The organism is Pseudomonas sp. Leaf48 (assembly GCF_001421885.1).
In the GTDB taxonomy this organism is placed as follows: domain Bacteria; phylum Pseudomonadota; class Gammaproteobacteria; order Pseudomonadales; family Pseudomonadaceae; genus Aquipseudomonas.
In genome coordinates, this window is the sequence record NZ_LMLH01000001.1 from 330,549 (window position 1) to 347,423 (window position 16,875).

At 59.4% G+C, this 16,875-nt stretch carries 13 protein-coding genes and 1 pseudogene; 1 reads left to right on the forward strand and 13 read right to left on the reverse strand.

All coding sequences use genetic code 11. The annotated features are described in order from the left end of the window. Positions 1-104 precede the first annotated feature (104 nt). The 5 genes from ASE98_RS01525 to arcD (ASE98_RS01545) all read right to left on the reverse strand — a co-directional run bounded on the left by ASE98_RS01525 (position 105) and on the right by arcD (ASE98_RS01545) (position 5,405). Positions 105-467 (reverse strand): DUF5064 family protein, encoded by a 363-nt coding sequence (locus ASE98_RS01525; protein WP_060539660.1) that lies wholly within the window; start codon positions 465-467, stop codon positions 105-107. Positions 468-479: 12 nt separating this feature from the next. After that, the gene (gene arcC / locus ASE98_RS01530) at positions 480-1,409 is read right to left on the reverse strand and encodes a carbamate kinase (protein ID WP_060539661.1); all 930 of its coding nucleotides are present in this window, start codon (positions 1,407-1,409) and stop codon (positions 480-482) included. A gap of 191 nt (positions 1,410-1,600) precedes the next feature. Further along, the gene (locus tag ASE98_RS01535) at positions 1,601-2,611 is read right to left on the reverse strand and encodes an ornithine carbamoyltransferase (protein WP_060539662.1); all 1,011 of its coding nucleotides are present in this window, start codon (positions 2,609-2,611) and stop codon (positions 1,601-1,603) included. Positions 2,612-2,687: 76 nt separating this feature from the next. Beyond that, positions 2,688-3,944, reverse strand: coding sequence for an arginine deiminase (gene arcA / locus ASE98_RS01540; RefSeq protein ID WP_060539663.1), 1,257 nt, complete (start codon positions 3,942-3,944; stop codon positions 2,688-2,690). 33 nt (positions 3,945-3,977) lie between these two features. Next, the gene (arcD, locus tag ASE98_RS01545; RefSeq protein ID WP_060539664.1) at positions 3,978-5,405 is read right to left on the reverse strand and encodes an arginine-ornithine antiporter; all 1,428 of its coding nucleotides are present in this window, start codon (positions 5,403-5,405) and stop codon (positions 3,978-3,980) included. 433 nt (positions 5,406-5,838) lie between these two features. Between arcD (ASE98_RS01545) and arcD (ASE98_RS01555) the strand changes: the two genes are divergently transcribed. After that, the gene (gene arcD / locus ASE98_RS01555) at positions 5,839-7,266 is read left to right on the forward strand and encodes an arginine-ornithine antiporter (protein ID WP_060539666.1); all 1,428 of its coding nucleotides are present in this window, start codon (positions 5,839-5,841) and stop codon (positions 7,264-7,266) included. A gap of 316 nt (positions 7,267-7,582) precedes the next feature. On the opposite strand, the gene ASE98_RS27605 is transcribed toward arcD (ASE98_RS01555), so the two are convergent. The 8 genes and pseudogenes from ASE98_RS27605 to gap form a co-directional block, all read right to left on the reverse strand. After that, positions 7,583-8,338: a methyl-accepting chemotaxis protein gene (locus tag ASE98_RS27605; protein ID WP_442962688.1), complete on the reverse strand. Its 756-nt coding sequence runs from the start codon at positions 8,336-8,338 to the stop codon at positions 7,583-7,585. Between the two features lie 102 nt (positions 8,339-8,440). Beyond that, positions 8,441-9,787, reverse strand: a pseudogene (locus ASE98_RS27610) (PDC sensor domain-containing protein); the annotation flags it as partial. A gap of 136 nt (positions 9,788-9,923) precedes the next feature. Next, a complete protein-coding gene (locus tag ASE98_RS01565; protein ID WP_060539668.1) occupies positions 9,924-10,313 on the reverse strand; it encodes a YbaN family protein in 390 nt (129 codons plus the stop codon). Positions 10,314-10,471: 158 nt separating this feature from the next. Further along, positions 10,472-11,074 (reverse strand): biliverdin-producing heme oxygenase, encoded by a 603-nt coding sequence (locus tag ASE98_RS01570; RefSeq protein WP_060539669.1) that lies wholly within the window; start codon positions 11,072-11,074, stop codon positions 10,472-10,474. Between the two features lie 112 nt (positions 11,075-11,186). Beyond that, a complete protein-coding gene (locus ASE98_RS01575; protein ID WP_060539670.1) occupies positions 11,187-13,751 on the reverse strand; it encodes a TonB-dependent receptor in 2,565 nt (854 codons plus the stop codon). 122 nt (positions 13,752-13,873) lie between these two features. Next, on the reverse strand, positions 13,874-14,839 hold the full coding sequence (locus ASE98_RS01580; RefSeq protein WP_060539671.1) for a FecR family protein: 966 nt from the start codon (positions 14,837-14,839) through the stop codon (positions 13,874-13,876). Positions 14,840-14,950: 111 nt separating this feature from the next. Beyond that, a complete protein-coding gene (locus ASE98_RS01585) occupies positions 14,951-15,469 on the reverse strand; it encodes an RNA polymerase sigma factor (protein WP_060539672.1) in 519 nt (172 codons plus the stop codon). A gap of 228 nt (positions 15,470-15,697) precedes the next feature. Next, positions 15,698-16,699 (reverse strand): type I glyceraldehyde-3-phosphate dehydrogenase, encoded by a 1,002-nt coding sequence (gene gap, locus ASE98_RS01590; RefSeq protein ID WP_060539673.1) that lies wholly within the window; start codon positions 16,697-16,699, stop codon positions 15,698-15,700. Positions 16,700-16,875: the final 176 nt, after the last annotated feature.

Consider the following 16,875-nt stretch of genomic DNA (forward strand, 5'->3'; position numbering starts at 1 on the left):
CCCATGTGGGAGCGGGCTTGCTCGCGAAGGCGGTGTGTCAGTCACTATCTGAATCGACTGGCACACCGCCTTCGCGAGCAAGCCCGCTCCCACAAGGTCGGGGGTTATTCGAAGTGCTCGGGGTTTACCGGGTCGCCGGATTTCATGTTCAGCTGCTCCCGGATGTCTTCAAACATCATGTCGTAATGCTTGTGTACCGACGCAATGGTGCTCTTCTCCTTGGGAATGCCGTACTTCTCGGCGATTTTTGTCACGTTGTTGGCGAAGTTGTACGCTTCCTCCTTGGGCAGGAAGAACGGCTCGCTCATGTCCTTGCCCTGAATGTTGCCATGCATGGTGAACTGGATGCCTTTGTCCCCTTTGGGGCCCTTACTGACTTCGTAGTCGATGTGCAGGTTGTAGCTGACATCATCCGGGGTCAGTGCGTGACGCTCGATGTGTAAATGACCTGGCTCAAACTGTGCCATAGACGTCTCTCCTTATGAGTAAGTAATGCCAGGTGTCGCTGTGCTGATTCGGGTGCCGGCGGTGCCCTGGACGATGGCTTCAATGTCCGAGAGTGAGCCGATGACCGCGACTTTTCCAGTATGGCGCGCAAATTCGCAGGCTGCCTGCACCTTCGGCCCCATGGAGCCGGCGGCGAAGCCGAGTTTTTCCATTTCATCCGGGTGAGCCTGGACGATGGATTTCTGCGTCGGTTTGCCAAAGTCGACAAATGCAGCGTTGACGTCGGTGGCAATTACCAGCAAATCACCTTCAAGCTGTTCGGCCAACAGCGCCGAGCACAGGTCCTTGTCGATCACCGCTTCCACGCCCTCGAGCTTACCGGGGCTGGTATACATGGTCGGGATGCCGCCACCGCCGGCGCAGATCACGATGCTGCCTTTTTCCAGCAGCCACTTGATCGGGCGGATTTCGAAAATTCGTTTCGGTTTCGGGCTGGCGACCACTCGGCGATATTTATCACCGTCCGGGGCGATGGCCCAACCTTTTTCGGCGGCCAGTTGTTCTGCTTCGTCCTTGGCATACACCGGGCCGATGGGCTTGGTGGGATTCTTGAACGCCGGGTCGTCGGCATCGACTTCGACCTGGGTCAGCAGGGTCGCGAAGGGCACTTCGAAGTCCAGCAGGTTGCCCAGTTCCTGTTCGATGATGTAGCCGATCATGCCTTCGGTTTCAGCGCCGAGCACGTCCAGCGGATAGGGTGAAACCGGGGTATAGGCCGCCGCTTGCAGTGACAGCAGGCCTACTTGCGGACCATTGCCGTGGGCAATGACCAGTTGGTTGCCGGGATGGATCTTGGCGATCTGCTCGGTGGCGATGCGGATGTTGGCGCGCTGGTTGTCAGCGGTCATGGGCTCGCCCCGGCGGAGCAGGGCGTTACCGCCCAGAGCAACGACGATACGCATGGTGCATGTCCTTCTAAGCAAAGAGTTTGCAAGTAACGCGGTCTCCCGGTTGAAATCGGGCCAGTGTGGGAGCGGGCTTGCTCGCGAATGCGATGTATCAGAAAACAATGATGTTGACTGACACTGCGCATTCGCGAGCAAGCCCGCTCCCACATTTGACCCTTTTACTTCAGTGGGAGCCGAATCAGCCGTTAGAGGTCAGCCAGGGTCGACACCAGAATCGCCTTGATGGTGTGCATGCGGTTTTCCGCTTGCTCGAAGGCGATGCAGGCCGGCGACTCGAACACGTCATCGGTCACTTCGATGCCGTTTTTCAGGTTCGGGTACTGCTCGGCAATCTGTTTGCCGATCTTGGTGTCGCTGTTGTGGAACGCCGGCAGGCAGTGCATGAACTTGGTGCGCGGGTTGCCGGTGGCCTTCATCAGTTCGGCGTTGACCTGATACGGCAGCAGTTGCTGGATGCGCTCGGCCCAGGCTTCGACCGGTTCGCCCATGGATACCCAGACGTCGGTGTGAATGAAGTCCACGCCCTTGACCGCGGCTTTCGGGTCTTCGGTGAGGGTGATGCGGGCGCCGCTTTCTTCACCGTACTTTTTGCAGCGGGCTACCAGGTCGTCCAGCGGCCACAGGGCTTTCGGCGCGCAGATGCGCACGTCCATGCCGAGCTTGGCGCCGATCAGCAGCAGCGAGTTGCCCATGTTGTTGCGCGCGTCGCCCAGGTACACGTAGCTGATCTCATGGATGGGCTTGTCGGCGTTTTCACGCATGGTCAACACGTCGGCGATCATCTGGGTCGGGTGGTATTCATCGGTCAGGCCGTTGAACACCGGCACGCCGGCGAACTTGGCCAGCTCCTCGACGATTTCCTGCTTGAAGCCACGGTACTCGATGGCATCGTACATGCGCCCCAGCACGCGGGCGGTGTCCTTCATGCTTTCCTTGTGACCGATCTGCGAGGAGTTCGGGTCGATGTAGGTGACGTTGGCGCCCTGGTCGTAGGCTGCAACTTCGAACGCACAGCGGGTGCGGGTCGAGGTTTTCTCGAAGATCAGCGCGATATTGTTGCCTTTGAGGTGTTGCTGCTCGGTGCCGGTGTACTTGGCGCGTTTGAGGTCGCGAGACAGGTCGAGCAGGTAGCGCAATTCGCGAGGGGTGTGGTGTTCCAGGCTCAGCAGATTGCGGTTATGAATATTGAACGCCATTTTGCTTCTCCTAAAAAGTATCGGTTGTCCCCCTGGCCGCGCTTGCTTTGGGGCAGCGCGGGCCAAGGTTGTCAGGTTAGTAGTCGATCGGGTCGCGGATGATCGGGCAGGTCATGCAGTGACCGCCGCCACGGCCGCGGCCGAGTTCTCCGGCGCTGATGGTGATCACTTCCACACCTGCCTTGCGCAGCAGGGTGTTGGTGTAGGTGTTGCGGTCGTAGCCGATGACCACGCCCGGTTCCACCGCCACCACGTTGTTGCCGTCGTCCCATTGCTCGCGTTCGGCGGCGAAGCTGTTACCGCCGGTTTCAACCACACGCAGCTCCTTGAGGTTGAGTGCCTTGGCCACGGTGTCGAGGAAGTTGGTTTCCTCGCGACGAATGTCGATACCGCCCGGCTTGCTTTCGTCGGGACGCAGGGTGAAGGCGACGATCTGGTTCACCACTTCCGGGAAAACGGTTACCAGGTCGCGGTCGCAGAAGCTGAAGACGGTGTCCAGGTGCATTGCCGCGCGGGATTTCGGCAGGCCGGCGACTATCACTTTCTCTACGGCTTTTTTCTGGAACAGATTCACCGCCAGTTGGGCGATGGCCTGGCGCGAAGAGCGTTCGCCCATTCCGATCAACACCACGCCGTTGCCGATAGGCATCACGTCGCCACCCTCCAGGGTGGAGTTGCCATGATCCTGGTCCGGGTCGCCGTACCAGATCTCGAAATCGGCTTTGGTGAACTCGGGGTGGAATTTGTAGATGGCGGTGGTCAGCAGGGTTTCCTGACGGCGTGCCGGCCAATACATCGGGTTGAGGGTAACGCCACCATAGATCCAGCAGGTGGTATCGCGGGTGAACTGGGTGTTGGGCAGCGGTGGCAGAATGAAGCTGGTGTGGCCGAGGAAGTTGCGGAACATCTCGATGGCCTTGCCACCGAAGCTGTCCGGCAGATCGTCACCGGAGACGCCGCCGATCAGGAACTCGGCGATATGGCGCGGCTCCAGGCTGCGCAACCACGAGTTGGTTTCATTGATCAGGCCAAGGCCCACCGAATCCGGGGTGACCTTGCGTTGCAGAATCCAGTCCAGGGCCTCGGGGATGGCGACGATATCGGTCAGCAGGTTGTGCATTTCCAGCACGTCGATATTGCGTTCACGCATTTTGGTGACGAAGTCAAAGTGGTCGCGCTTGGCTTGTGCCACCCACAGCACATCGTCAAACAGCAGTTCGTCGCAGTTGTTCGGGGTCAGCCGCTGATGGGCAAGTCCTGGGGAGCAAACCATGACTTTGCGCAGTTTGCCGGCTTCGGAATGGACGCCGTACTTAACTTTTTCCGTGGTCATTTCAGTGATCCTCCAGATGACAAAACAGTTGCATTACAGGGTCAGGAAGCCGTCATAGAGTCCGTAGGCCGCCACCAAGGCGCCCACGACGACTGCGGCGAACATAAGCTTCTCGACGTTGGTGAAAACCGGTTTGTTGAGTTCCAGCTTGGCCTTGGCGAACAGGATCACGCCGGGGGCATAGAGCAAGGCGGAGAGCAGCAAGTACTTGATACCGCCGGCATACAGCAGCCAGACCGCATAGATCAGGGCTACGGCGCCAATGATCAGGTCCTTGCGCCGCTGGCCCGCGGCGCCTTCATAGGTTTCGCCACGCACTGCCAGCAGCAGGGCATAGGCCGCAGACCACAGGTAAGGCACCAGAATCATCGAGGTGGCGAGGTAGATCAGCGACAGGTAGGTACTGGCGGAGAACAGGGTGATGACCAAAAACACCTGGACCATGGCATTGGTCAGCCACAGGGCGTTGACCGGTACGTGGTTGGCGTTTTCCTTGCGCAGGAACTCCGGCATGGTGTGGTCCTTGGCTGCGGCGAACATGATCTCCGCGCACAGCAGTACCCAGGACAACAGTGCACCCAGCAGCGAGATGATCAGGCCGACGCTGATCAGTATCGCGCCCCAGGGACCGACGATATGTTCCAGCACGGCGGCCATGGACGGGTTCTGCAGTTTGGCCAGTTCCGGCTGAGTCATGATGCCCAGCGACAGCACGTTCACCAGCACCAGAAACAGCAGCACGGTAACGAAGCCTATTACCGTGGCTTTACCCACGTCGCTGCGTTTTTCCGCGCGGGCGGAAAAGATGCTTGCGCCTTCAATGCCGATGAACACCCACACGGTGACCAGCATCATCTTGCGCACCTGATCCATCACGCTGCCCAGGTCCGGGTTTTTCAAGCCCCAGATGTCAGCAGTGAAGATATCCAGCTTGAACGCGAACAGGGCAATCAGCATGAACAACAGCAGCGGTACGATCTTGGCGACGGTGGTCACCAGGTTGATGAACGCCGCTTCCTTGATCCCCCGCAGCACGAGGAAGTGCACGGCCCAGAGCAACACCGACGCACCAATCACAGCTGCTACGGTGTTGCCTTCGCCGAAAATCGGGAAGAAATAACCCAGGGTGCTGAACAGCAGCACGAAGTAGCCCACGTTGCCCAGCCAGGCACTGATCCAGTATCCCCAGGCGGACGAGAAACCCATGTAGTCGCCGAAGCCGGCCTTGGCGTAGGCGTAGACCCCGCCGTCCAGATCAGGTTTGCGGTTGGCCAGCGTCTGAAAGACAAACGCGAGAGTCAGCATGCCGACGGCGGTGATCGCCCAGCCAATCAAAATCGCGCCGACATCAGCACTGGCGGCCATGTTCTGTGGCAGAGAAAAGATCCCGCCACCAATCATCGAACCAACGACCAGCGCCACCAACGCGCCGAGTTTCAGTTTTCCGGGAGCTTCCGACATTGCATGACTCCATGCGGGAGAAAAGAGGCAGCAGACTAGGTCTGTTAGCCATTCAAACAACTGATTCAGATCAGTGCTTGTTCACATTCCGTTGCTAACTCCGAGACGTTGCCACGCGCTGGAGCGACTCGCTGAAATGCCTGTTCCAGAGGCCTCTGTAGTGTTTGATAAACTTTTTATAGTTACCGCGATTAATGAAGCTAGTTCTTTTTGGTTAATCCGCAAATTTTCCCGGATCTCTAGTACAAATTCGGCATGCCTGCAGAAAATGTTTGAAGAAAAAATTATAAGAGTGTTTTTTATGAGATTGTTTTTATATAAAGAGCTTTGGTTGGCGTTATTCGATAAAGGTTATTACGCTTTCCTACATAGTTAACGCCCGTTATATGACGATTTTGCGGCGCCTTGCCGCTCCCCGGGATCTGGAGACCGCATGTCGCAACCGACGCAAAAACTTCGCCTGAACGCATTGATCGCGCTGGTAGTGGGGTCGATGATTGGCGGCGGGATCTTTTCTCTGCCACAGAACATGGCGGCCCGCGCCGATGCCGGTGCGATCCTGATCGGCTGGGCGATCACAGCCGTTGGCATGCTGACCCTGGCCTTCGTGTTCCAGACCCTGGCCAATCGCAAGCCCGAACTGGACTCCGGGGTGTATGCCTACGCCAAGGCCGGGTTCGGCGACTACCTGGGGTTTTCCTCGGCCTGGGGCTACTGGATCAGCGCCTGGCTGGGTAACGTGGGCTACTTCGTGCTGCTGTTCAGCACCCTCGGTTATTTTTTTCCGGTGTTTGGCGAAGGCAACACACCAATCGCCATCGCCTGCGCTTCGTTATTGCTGTGGACCGTGCATTTTGTGGTGATGCGCGGAATCAAGGAGGCGACGTTCATCAATCAAGTGACCACGGTGGCCAAGATCGTGCCGCTGATCATGTTCATCGTCATTGCCGCCGTGGCGTTCAAGGCGGACATTTTTACCCGGGACATTTGGGGCCACAGCAATCCGGAGTTTGGCAGCGTGATGGACCAGGTGCGGCACATGATGCTGGTCACCGTGTTTGTATTCATCGGGATCGAAGGCGCCAGCGTCTATTCAGCCCGGGCAGAGAAACGTTCGGACGTGGGGCGGGCGACGGTCATCGGATTTATCGGAGTACTGGCGCTGCTGGTGCTGGTGAACGTGCTGTCACTGGGGATCATGAGCCAGCCGGAGCTGGCGAAGCTGCAAAACCCGTCGCTGGCCGCCGTGCTGGAGCATATCGTCGGCCCGTGGGGTGCACTGCTGATCAGTGTCGGTCTGGCGATTTCACTGTTGGGTGCCCTGTTGTCCTGGGCGCTGCTGTGCGCCGAAATTCTCTTCGCCACGGCGAAAGACAAGACCATGCCGGCGTTCCTGACCCGGGAAAACGCCAACCATGTACCGGTCAATGCATTGTGGCTGACCAATGGGATGATCCAGCTGTTCCTGCTGATTACGCTGTTTTCCGCCGGTACCTACACCAGCCTGATCTACCTGGCATCTTCGATGATTCTGGTGCCGTATCTGTGGTCGGCGGCCTACGCGTTTTTGCTCAGCGGGCGCGGTGAAACCTACGAACAGGCTGCGGTCGAGCGCAGCAAGGACCTGGTGATTTCCGCCATCGCCCTGGCCTACGCCGTGTGGTTGCTGTATGCCGGCGGATTGAAGTATCTGCTGCTCTCGGCGTTGCTGTATGCCCCCGGGGTGATCCTGTTTGCCAAGGCTCGACACGAGCAGGGCAAGCCCCTGTTCACCCTCGTGGAGAAAGGCATATTTACCTGTGTGATCAGCGGCGCGGGCCTGGCGGCCTACGGCTTATATAGCGGCTTGTTGAGTTTATGAGGTTGCGGCTGGCCTGCCAGCCGGCCCGGGATAGGCCGGCGGTTTTTTTCGTTGAAGGTCGGACCGCCGCATTGCCCCGTTGGACTACGCAGTAGTCCCGGATTACTGTTATGGGGCCGCTTCGCGACCCAACGGGGCGATGCGGCGTTCCGACAAGCCCCCTCGCCACACAAGCCAGCTCCCACATGTGCCTCGTTAATGCGATTGATGAACGACGCTAATTGCTGTGGGGGCTGGCTCGCTCGCGATGGATTCAGGTGCGAGCGTTCATTGTCGGAGCGCCCCCCGGAGCAAGCTTGCTCCTGGCAAGCAGCCGTTAAACCCGGAACTGATCCATCAGTTTCATCTGGTGCGTGGTCAAGGCGTTTAGCTGGCCGCTGATCTGCGCCGATTCGGTGGCCTGGCCGGTCAGGGTTTCGGTGACGGTGCGGATCGCCGAGACGTTGCGGTTGACCTCTTCGGCCACGGCGCTTTGCTGTTCAGCGGCACTGGCGATCTGCAGGTTCATGTCGCTGATCACAGTAACGGCGTCACTGATTTTGCCCAGAGCCTGAACCGCCTGCTGGATCTGTCCGGCATTGCTGTGGGCCTGGCTCTGGCTCGAATGCATGGTAGCGACGACACCGCGGGTGCCGCTCTGGATGCGTTCGATCACCAGCCGAATTTCTTCGACCGAATCCTGGGTACGCTTGGCGAGGTTACGCACTTCGTCGGCGACCACCGCAAAACCGCGACCGCTTTCACCGGCGCGGGCAGCTTCGATCGCCGCGTTGAGTGCCAGCAGATTGGTTTGTTCGGCGATGCTGCGAATCACTTCCAGGACCGAGCCGATCTGTTCGCTGTTGACCGCCAGCGCTTCGACCTCCGTCACCGCCTTGCTGACTTCGTTGGCCAGTTGATTGATGTCATGGGTGCTGCGCTCGATGATCGACATGCCGTCGCGCGCCGACTGATCGGCACCCCTGGCGGCATTGGCGGCGTTCGATGCACTGTTGGCAACATCATGGGCCGTGGCGCTCATTTCGTTGGACGCGGTGGCCACCTGGTCGATTTCGCGGAACTGTACCTGCATGCCTTCGCTGGTCTTGCGGGCGATTTCCGAAGATTGGTCGGCTGTGCCGCGGGCGTCGGTGATGCTCTGCTTGATCTGCGCGATGGTCGGTTGCAGCTTGTCGAGGAAGCGGTTGAACCAACTGACCAGTTCGCCCAGTTCGTCTTTCTTGCTGTAGTGCAGGCGCTGGGTCAGGTCGCCGTCGCCGCTGGCAATCGCCTTGAGCATTTGCGCCACGCTATCAATTGGCCGGGTGACGCCGGACGCGGTGAGCCAGATCAGCAGCAGGCCGACCAGACCGGCAGTGATCGCCACCGTCAACGCTTTGATCGTTCCGCTTTGCTGAGCGTCATCGAGCAGCGCTTGCAGCTTCTGCGAGTCGGCCAGCAGCATCTGCTTGGGCAGGTCGATCACCACGGCCCAGGGTTTGGCGTCAGGAATCGGGCTGACCGGGTATACCGCGCGGATCAGGTCTTCCTGATGCAGAATCTTCGGCGTACCGTGACCGAGTGATTGCAGAATGTCCTGCCCTTGAGCACCGAGGGTATCGCCGATGCTCTTGCCTACTTTCCCGGCGTCGACGCTGTAGGCAGCCAAAACGCCAGTGCCGGAGACGATGAGCATGTGCCCCGCGCCGTTGAACAGTTCCCGCTGAGAATTGACGACAGCTGCTTGCAGGACATCGAGGGCGATGTCGATGCCGACCACACCGATCGCCTTGCCATCCACCAGCAGCGGCACGGAAATGCTGGTCATCAACACTTCCTTGTCACCAACGGTATCGGCATAAGGGTCGAGCAGGCAGGTTCGTTTGCTGTCCCGCGGGCAGGTGTACCAGACGTTGTACGGTGTACCGCTGAGATTCAGGGTGGTTTTGGTCAGGTCCTCCTCGACCATGATTGTGTTCAGCGCGTTCCCCCCGGCACGGCTCCAGTAAGTGGCGAAACGACCCGCCTCGTTGGATTGACGGGCTGCGTCGTCGACGAATTCACTGTCCTTGCCGTCCAGGCCATTGGGTTCGAACGCCAGCCAGATCCCCAGCACTTTGCCGTTGCGCTCGAAAGCGCTTTTGAGGCTCTGGTTCAACTCTTCACGCAGGGCGCCGGGCTCAAGGGCGCGCTTGGTGGCCAGAGCGCGCAGGTCCTGGATCTGATCGGCCAGTGCGGTCACCACGGTCAGGGTTTCACCAAAGGCTTTCTGCACCCGCACCGCTTGTCCGGCAGCCTTGGCCTGGAGCAGATCCTGCACGCTGGCGGTGAGCATTGTGCTGCTGGAATCACTGACCAGTTTGTCGTTCTGATCGGTCTGGTAGATGTTCATGCCCACTATCAATGCGACTACACCCAGCAGGCACAGACCGGACAGCAAGACGATTTTCAGGCGGATGGACAGTGAGTCGAACATAGGGCGAACTCGCGAATGAATGAAGGGTTGGCCGTGAGCCGTTGCGGCTCCACACGCTAAATCCATTTAGCGCCATTCAATGCTCATCGGCTTGACAGTGAGGTTGCATGAGTCGCGTCCCGATGAACGGTAACAGTTGATCGTTTGCGCGGAAAAATGTGCCGAAATGAGGATAGAAAACGAGTAAAAATCGCGGTGGGGTTCAGGAGGGTTGCGGCAGCGATTCCGGACGTGACCAGATCCACAGATTGCCCAGGCTCATGCCGGCGATGGCCAAGTAAACCGGCCAGCCGTGATCGAGCATCACCAACATCACCGTGGCGCACAGCAGCATGCTGACCGTGGCGCTGATCTTTGCCCGGCGCGTGATGATCTTGCCGTTGCGCCAGTTAATGAGGATGGGGCCGAACAGACGATGGTTTTCCAGCCAGGCGCTCAGGCGCGGCGAACTTCGGGTAGCGGCCCAGGCGGCCAGCAGGATGAACTCGGTGGTCGGCAGGCCGGGAATGACGATGGCGATCAAGCCGATGCCGAGGCTGACGTAAGCCAGCAAACCGAAGAGCAGGCGGGTGAGTTTTGAGGTGGCGGGCATGGGCTCAGAGGAGTCGGGCTTGATCGGAATGCTACAGACTTGAACCAGCCCCTGTGGGAGCGGGCTTGCGCGCGAAAGCGGTGTATCAGTCAACATCTTCACTGGCTGACACGCCGCTTTCGCGAGCAAGCCCGCTCCCACAAGGGGAAGGTGTCGGGTCAGGCGGCTTCGGTGGTGTACGCCTGCTCGAGCAACACGGTAAAGCGGTTGAACGCGTCGATCGCACCTTGTTCCACTTCAGCTTCTTCCTCGGCGCTGAACTGGAGGCCATCAAGGGTCTTGATAAAGCGCTTCCAGCCTTCAGCACGACCGCCGGCCGGTTCGCCGAGGTGTCGGGCGCCGAAGGTGTCGCTCAGGCCAAGGCTCACGGCACGCTTGATCAGGAACGCGGCGCCCAGCTTCGAGCCCTCCGATACAAAGATCCAGCCCAGTGCCCGGGCTCTGCTCGGGTTGTGCAATGCACCGGCGACGGGGTCCGGCACTTCGGTTTCCAGGTCCGCGAGGTCAGCCTTGGCCTCATCGGCGCGGCAACGGGCCGGCAGGTCCGGGACTATCGCGGTGAGTTCAGCATCGTTGTACAGCGACACCAGCTCCGACTGGAACAGATACTGCGCCACCACGAAGCGGGCGAAGTTGGCCTGGGTTTCGAACGGCGAGTGGGCTTTGACCAGGGCGTCGAGTTTGCTGTGCGGTTCGTGGGTGATCTGGTTCAAACGTAGCGAACGCAGGTTGGAGCGTTGAGCGGTGTCCTGGGTGGTCATGGCAAATCCTTGGGAAAGAAGAGGCGCTTGGTAACGAGACGAATAAGCTGGCGCCTGACAGTAAAAAATCCCCGGCGGGCGGTTTCCTCAACCGCCGCCGGGCGCGACCGGATCAGATATCCCAGATCAGGTTGATCGCGAAGTTGCGACCCGGCTGGGTCAAGCGATCCAGGTTGGCCGGTTGCGTCACCGAGGCTTCGCCGACACTGTCGTAGCCGCGCACGTCATCCCACAGCCAGTACTTCTTGTCGGTCAGGTTGTAGACGCCGCCGCTGACGGTCACATCGTCGGTCACCTTGTAGAAGGCGCTCAGGTCCACAATGCCGAAGCCCGGGGTCTTGAACTGGGTGCTGGTGCCGTCCGGGGTCTTGAAGCTGCTGCTGTCGACGCGATCTTTTTTCTTCACCAGGGTCCAGCTGAGCAGGCCGCCATAGTTGTCCTGGTCGTAGCCGAGGCCGAACACGCCGGTCAGCGGGTTGACGCTGTTAAGCGGCTCACCGTTGTCGTCATTGCGACCGTAGGCATAGGCCACCGAGCCCTGGGTATACAGACCCTGGGGTGCGCCGAAGGCATCGAGGTTCAGGCGGCCCTTGATTTCAGCGCCCTTGATGGTGGCGTGTTTGATGTTGTTGCTCTGGAAAGTCATCTCGGTGTAGCCGGGAGTGATGGCGTTCTCGTCAATGAAGTCGCGGTATTTGTTGTAGAACACCGCCACATCGAAGGTGCCCGCTTCGAACTGGCCACGCAGGCCGGTTTCATAACTCTTGCTCTTTTCCGGTTCCAGATCCGGATTCGGTGCGACCTGATAGCCGCCGGCGAGGTTTTCGAACCGTCCATACAACGCCTTGGCGGTTGGTGTACGGAAGCCTTCTGCGTATTGGCCGTACCAGGTGTAGTGATCGTCGAAGCTGTAGGTGGTGCCGAATTTCGGCGACAGTCGATGCCAGGTTTTGGTTTTGTCGCTCACTTCGCCGTTACGGCTCTGGTCGGCGGTGGCCAGGAACTCGTCGGTAATATGCGGCTTGAGTTCGGTGTAGTCGTAGCGGGCGCCGGGCAGGAAGGTCCAGTTGCCCCAACTGATCTGATCCTGGGCAAACAGGCTATAGCTATTGATGGTCGGGTCCGGGAAGTCGCTGGCGGGTGTCAGCGTGTCGGCAGCGCTGGGTGCACCGATGAGTCGGCAGGCTCCCGCTACGGTCAGGCAGGTGCCGGTACCGGTACGCAAGCCGGTGACTTTGTCCTGCTTGATGGTGGTGCCGTAAGTGACGAGATGGTCGGTGTCGGCGATGGCAAACGACTTGTCAGCCTGGGCATCGAATACCCATTGGCGATCCTTGTAATTGGTATCGCGGTTACGCAGCACTGTTCGAGATGGCGCGTAGATTTCTTCGGTGCTCTGGTCGGTCTTGGCGATCTGGTAGTTCAGCGACCACTTGATGTTGTCGGCCAGTGCGCTGTCCAGACCGAAGCTGTGCTGCAGGCCAAAGCGTTCGCGGGTGATGGTGTCGTTGCCGGTGCGAGCTTTATAGAAGCCGAAACCGCGTCCGGCGTTGAACGGGCCGCCCACAGCGCTCAACTGATTGGTATCGCGGTCATCCTTGTACTTCTCGTACGTCAGGCCGAAGCGTGCGTCGTCTGCGTAATTCCAGCCCAACTTGGCCAGTACGTTGGTTGTGCGTACGTCCTGGGGGTTGGCTTCGGTGCGGTTCAGGCCCGTACCGCCGGTTTCGCCGTAGGACTCTGTTTCATGGCCGTTGCGCTGACTGAGGTGTAACAAGCCATCGAACTCACCGGTGCGGCCAGCCACTGTGCCGGAGGTCAGCCAGCTGTCGTCGGCCGAGCTATAGCCGGTTTTCAAACGCGCGCCGACATCCTTGCCCGGTTTGATGATGTCGTCCGGATCCAGTGTGTAGTAGCTGACCGCACCGCCAATGGCATTGCTGCCATACAACACGGACGCAGGGCCGCGAAGGATCTCCACGCGCTTGACGATTTCCGGGTCGACATAGTTGCGGTTGGTCTGGGCGTAGGGGCCGTTGAAGAAACTGTCGGGTACTTGTACCCCGTCGATCTGGGTCAAGACGCGGTCGCCATCGATGCCGCGAATGTTGTAACCGCTGATACCGGCGCGCTGGCCTGTGCCGCCCACCGACACACCAGGTTCGTAGCGCACCAGTTCCTTGATGGTATTGACGTTGTTGCGGTCGAGATCTTCGCGGGTGTAGACGGAGACCGTACTCGGCACGCTGTTCACATCTTGCTCATTACGGGTGGCACTGATGGTCACCTGTTGCAGATTGAGCGTGCTGCCACCGCTGCGCTTTTCCAGGACAATGCTGTTACTGCCCAGTTTGCGATAACTCAGGTCGGTTCCCACCAACAGGCGCTCCAGGGCCTTGTCCGGTGACAGGGAGCCGCGCACACCCGGTGAGGCCACACCTTGCGCCAGCTCGGCGGAAAATCCGACCTGCCAGCCTGTTACCGCAGTAAATGCATTGAGTGCCGACACCAGTGATTGCTGGGGAATGGCGAACGCGTAGTCGCCCATTTTGCGGGTCTGCTGTTCGGCGGTGGTGGCGGCCATCAGCGACGGGGCACCGGCCATCAGGATGGCCGCGGTCAACAGCGACAGCACGCGCGAAGGTGAAGAGGCTGGGCGGGTAAGGCGAGAGGACATCGATAGCGCTCCGTGTCGCACGAATCTTTATAGGTGCTGATTGGCATGCTGAGATGCGAATCAATTGCATTGGCTATAACGAGACGTACGGCGTTTGGCTATCGAGTAAAAATAATTCTCATTCAGTTAAGAATGACCAGGGCCGGGTATTCCTGGAGTTTTGCCGAGGTGATGTGGGCCAGCGAGCGAACCACGTCCAGCGGTTGGTCGAGGCGGTAGTTGCCGGTCACGGCGACATTGGCCAACTGTTCGTTGTTGTTGATGATCCAGCCGGGGTAATAGCGACCAAGTTCGGCCAGCACCTGGTTCAACGGGCAGTTTTCAAACACCAGTCGACCCTGGACCCAGGCCAGTTCGGTGGCGGCATCGAGTTTGGTCGGCCGGTCAAAGCCGTTGGGGCCGATGCGGATACTTTCCCCGGCGCTCAAGCGCAGCCGCGCATTGTCACGGGTGGCACGCAAGTCGACATCGCCACGTTGCACCCTGACCTGCGCCACGCCGTCGAGGTAACGCACGGCGAACGCAGTGTCGTGAACACTGGCCTTGACCGGCCCGGCGTCGATTTCCAGAGGCTGGCTTCGGTTGGCCTGCACTTCGAAAAACGCTTCGCCCTGATACAGGCGGGCAATCCGTTGTTGATCGTTGATGGTGCTGGAAAACGCCGTGCTGGTATTGAGCAGGACCTTCGAGCCGTCTTCCAGCTGCAGGCGCTGGCGCTCGCCGACCACGGTCAGGTGATCGGCCTGCAGGCGCACCGGCAGGTTGCTGAAACTGAACAGTCCGAGTATCAACACGGCGGCAGTGGCCAGCGGTTTCCAGTGCGGATGCAGGCGCCTGAGCAGGGTGACTTTCGCTGGGAGCACCGCCAGGTTTTGCGCGCACTGCGCCACTTGCGGGCCATCCCAGAGCGCCTGGGCCTTGGCGAACGCCTGTGCATTCAACGGATCGGCGTCCAGCCATGCCTGGAACTGGCGGGTCTGCTCCTCGTCGGGTTTGCCGAGCACGATGAGCCAGTCCAGGGCCTGATCCATCGCAGTTGCGGCGTCCTGTGCCTGGGCGGGCGCAGGGGAGCGGTGGTTGTCCGTCACGGTGTTTCCTCGGCAGTGTCTGTGCACGGCTGTTTTTAGTGAGGCGTAAGGGTAGCAAAGCCCGATTATCAGCGCAGGCGATCCCGGCAGATAGCGAAAAGACCTACAGAATCAGTCGCCATTCAAACGTTCGGCAACGCCGATGCAAATCGACATGATCAGTTTCAGCTCTTTTTGCACGGTGCTCAGCGACACGTTCAACTCGTCGGCGATTTGCTGATAACTGTGCCCGTGCAAGCGGCTGAGGATGAATATCTGCTGCTGGCGGACGCTGAGTTCACTGAGGCTCAGGTTCAGGCGCTCCAGCAGTTGCTCGGCATGGGCGGCGTCTTCGGCGCAGCTGGCAGGGGCGGCGACGCTGTGCATCACTTCCTGGGGAACGTCTTCGACCATGGTGCGCGAATGGATGCGGCGGGCGCGCAGATGGTCCAGCGCCAGGTTGCGCGCCGTCTGGAAGACGAAGGGCTCGAGATGATCGATCGCCCGTTCGCTGAGCGCCCGGGTGACCCGCAGGTAGGTTTCCTGCAACAGGTCCTCGGCGGTGCTGTGATTGTTGACCATCCGTTCCAGCGTGCGCAGCAGGGTCGTGCGCTGGGCGAGGAAAACGTGGTTGAAGCGCGATTGACTCACGGGGGAACCTGATCCATTTCGATTTGAATGATAATGCTTATCATCCGCTTCGGTGGTCAAGCACAGATTTGTGAAAGACTACGCACCCCTGTAGGAGCGAGCCTGCTCGCGATGAGTGCGAAGGCACCGCGTGCCTCCAGGCAGCACGTGTAATCGTTAGCGACCATCGCGAGCTTGCTCGCTCCTACAGGATTTTTGTGGGAGCGAGCCTGCTCGCGACAGGTAAAGTCATTGCGCGTTACACAGCGCCAGGCAGTTATCGAGCATGCGGTTGGAGAAGCCCCATTCGTTGTCGTACCAGGCCAGTACCTTGAGCAGCTTGCCGCTGACCTTGGTGTGGTTGGCGTCGAAAATCGACGACAGCGGGTTGTGATTGAAGTCGCTGGAGACCAGCGGCAGGGTGTTGTAACCCAGGATCTTGGAGTGCCGGCTGGCTTCTTTCATCAGCGCATTGACCTCCTCAGCCGTTGCGTCGCGCTTGAGCTGTACAGTCAGATCCACCAGCGACACATTGATCACTGGTACGCGCACCGCCATGCCGGTCAGCTTGCCTGCCAGTTCCGGCAGCACCAGGCCGACCGCTTCAGCGGCGCCGGTCTTGCTCGGGATCATGTTCTGGGTGGCGGAGCGGGCGCGGTACGGGTCGCTGTGGTAAACGTCGGTCAGGTTCTGGTCGTTGGTGTAGGCGTGAATAGTGGTCATCAAGCCGCTTTCGATGCCCAGTTCCCGATGCAGCACCTGCGCCACCGGGGCCAGACAGTTGGTGGTGCACGAAGCATTGGAAATAATCTGGTGCGACTGGCGCAGAATGTCGTGGTTGACCCCGTAAACCACGGTGGCGTCGGCGCCCTTGGCCGGGGCCGAGATGATCACTTTGCGCGCGCCGGCCGTAATATGCGCGGCGGCTTTGGCCCGGTCAGTGAACAGACCGGTGCATTCGAATACGACATCTATCTTTTCCGCGGCCCAAGGCAGGTCGGCCGGGTTGCGAATCGCGCTGACGGCGATGCGGTCGCCGTTGACTGTCAGGCTCTCCTGGTCGTGCTGAACATCGGCTTCGAACGTGCCGTGAACGGTATCGTATTTCAGAAGATGCGCGTTGATCGCGCTGTCGCCCAAGTCGTTGATGGCGACGATCTGCAGGTCCTGACGATAGCCTTGGGTATAGAGTGCTCGCAGGACGTTACGACCGATGCGGCCAAAGCCATTGATTGCGATTCGAAGAGTCATTGATCAGCGCCGCCGTAATTTTGTTGTTGGAATTACAAGATTATTCGCAAAAAAATAGAAAACAAGCGTTTTTAATGGCAATATTTTATTCAATCTACAACGAGTGACCTGAATAAACTGGTCCGACCGATCAAGAAAACCGTCTGTCATTGCATCGACACCCGGCTTTGATCAGC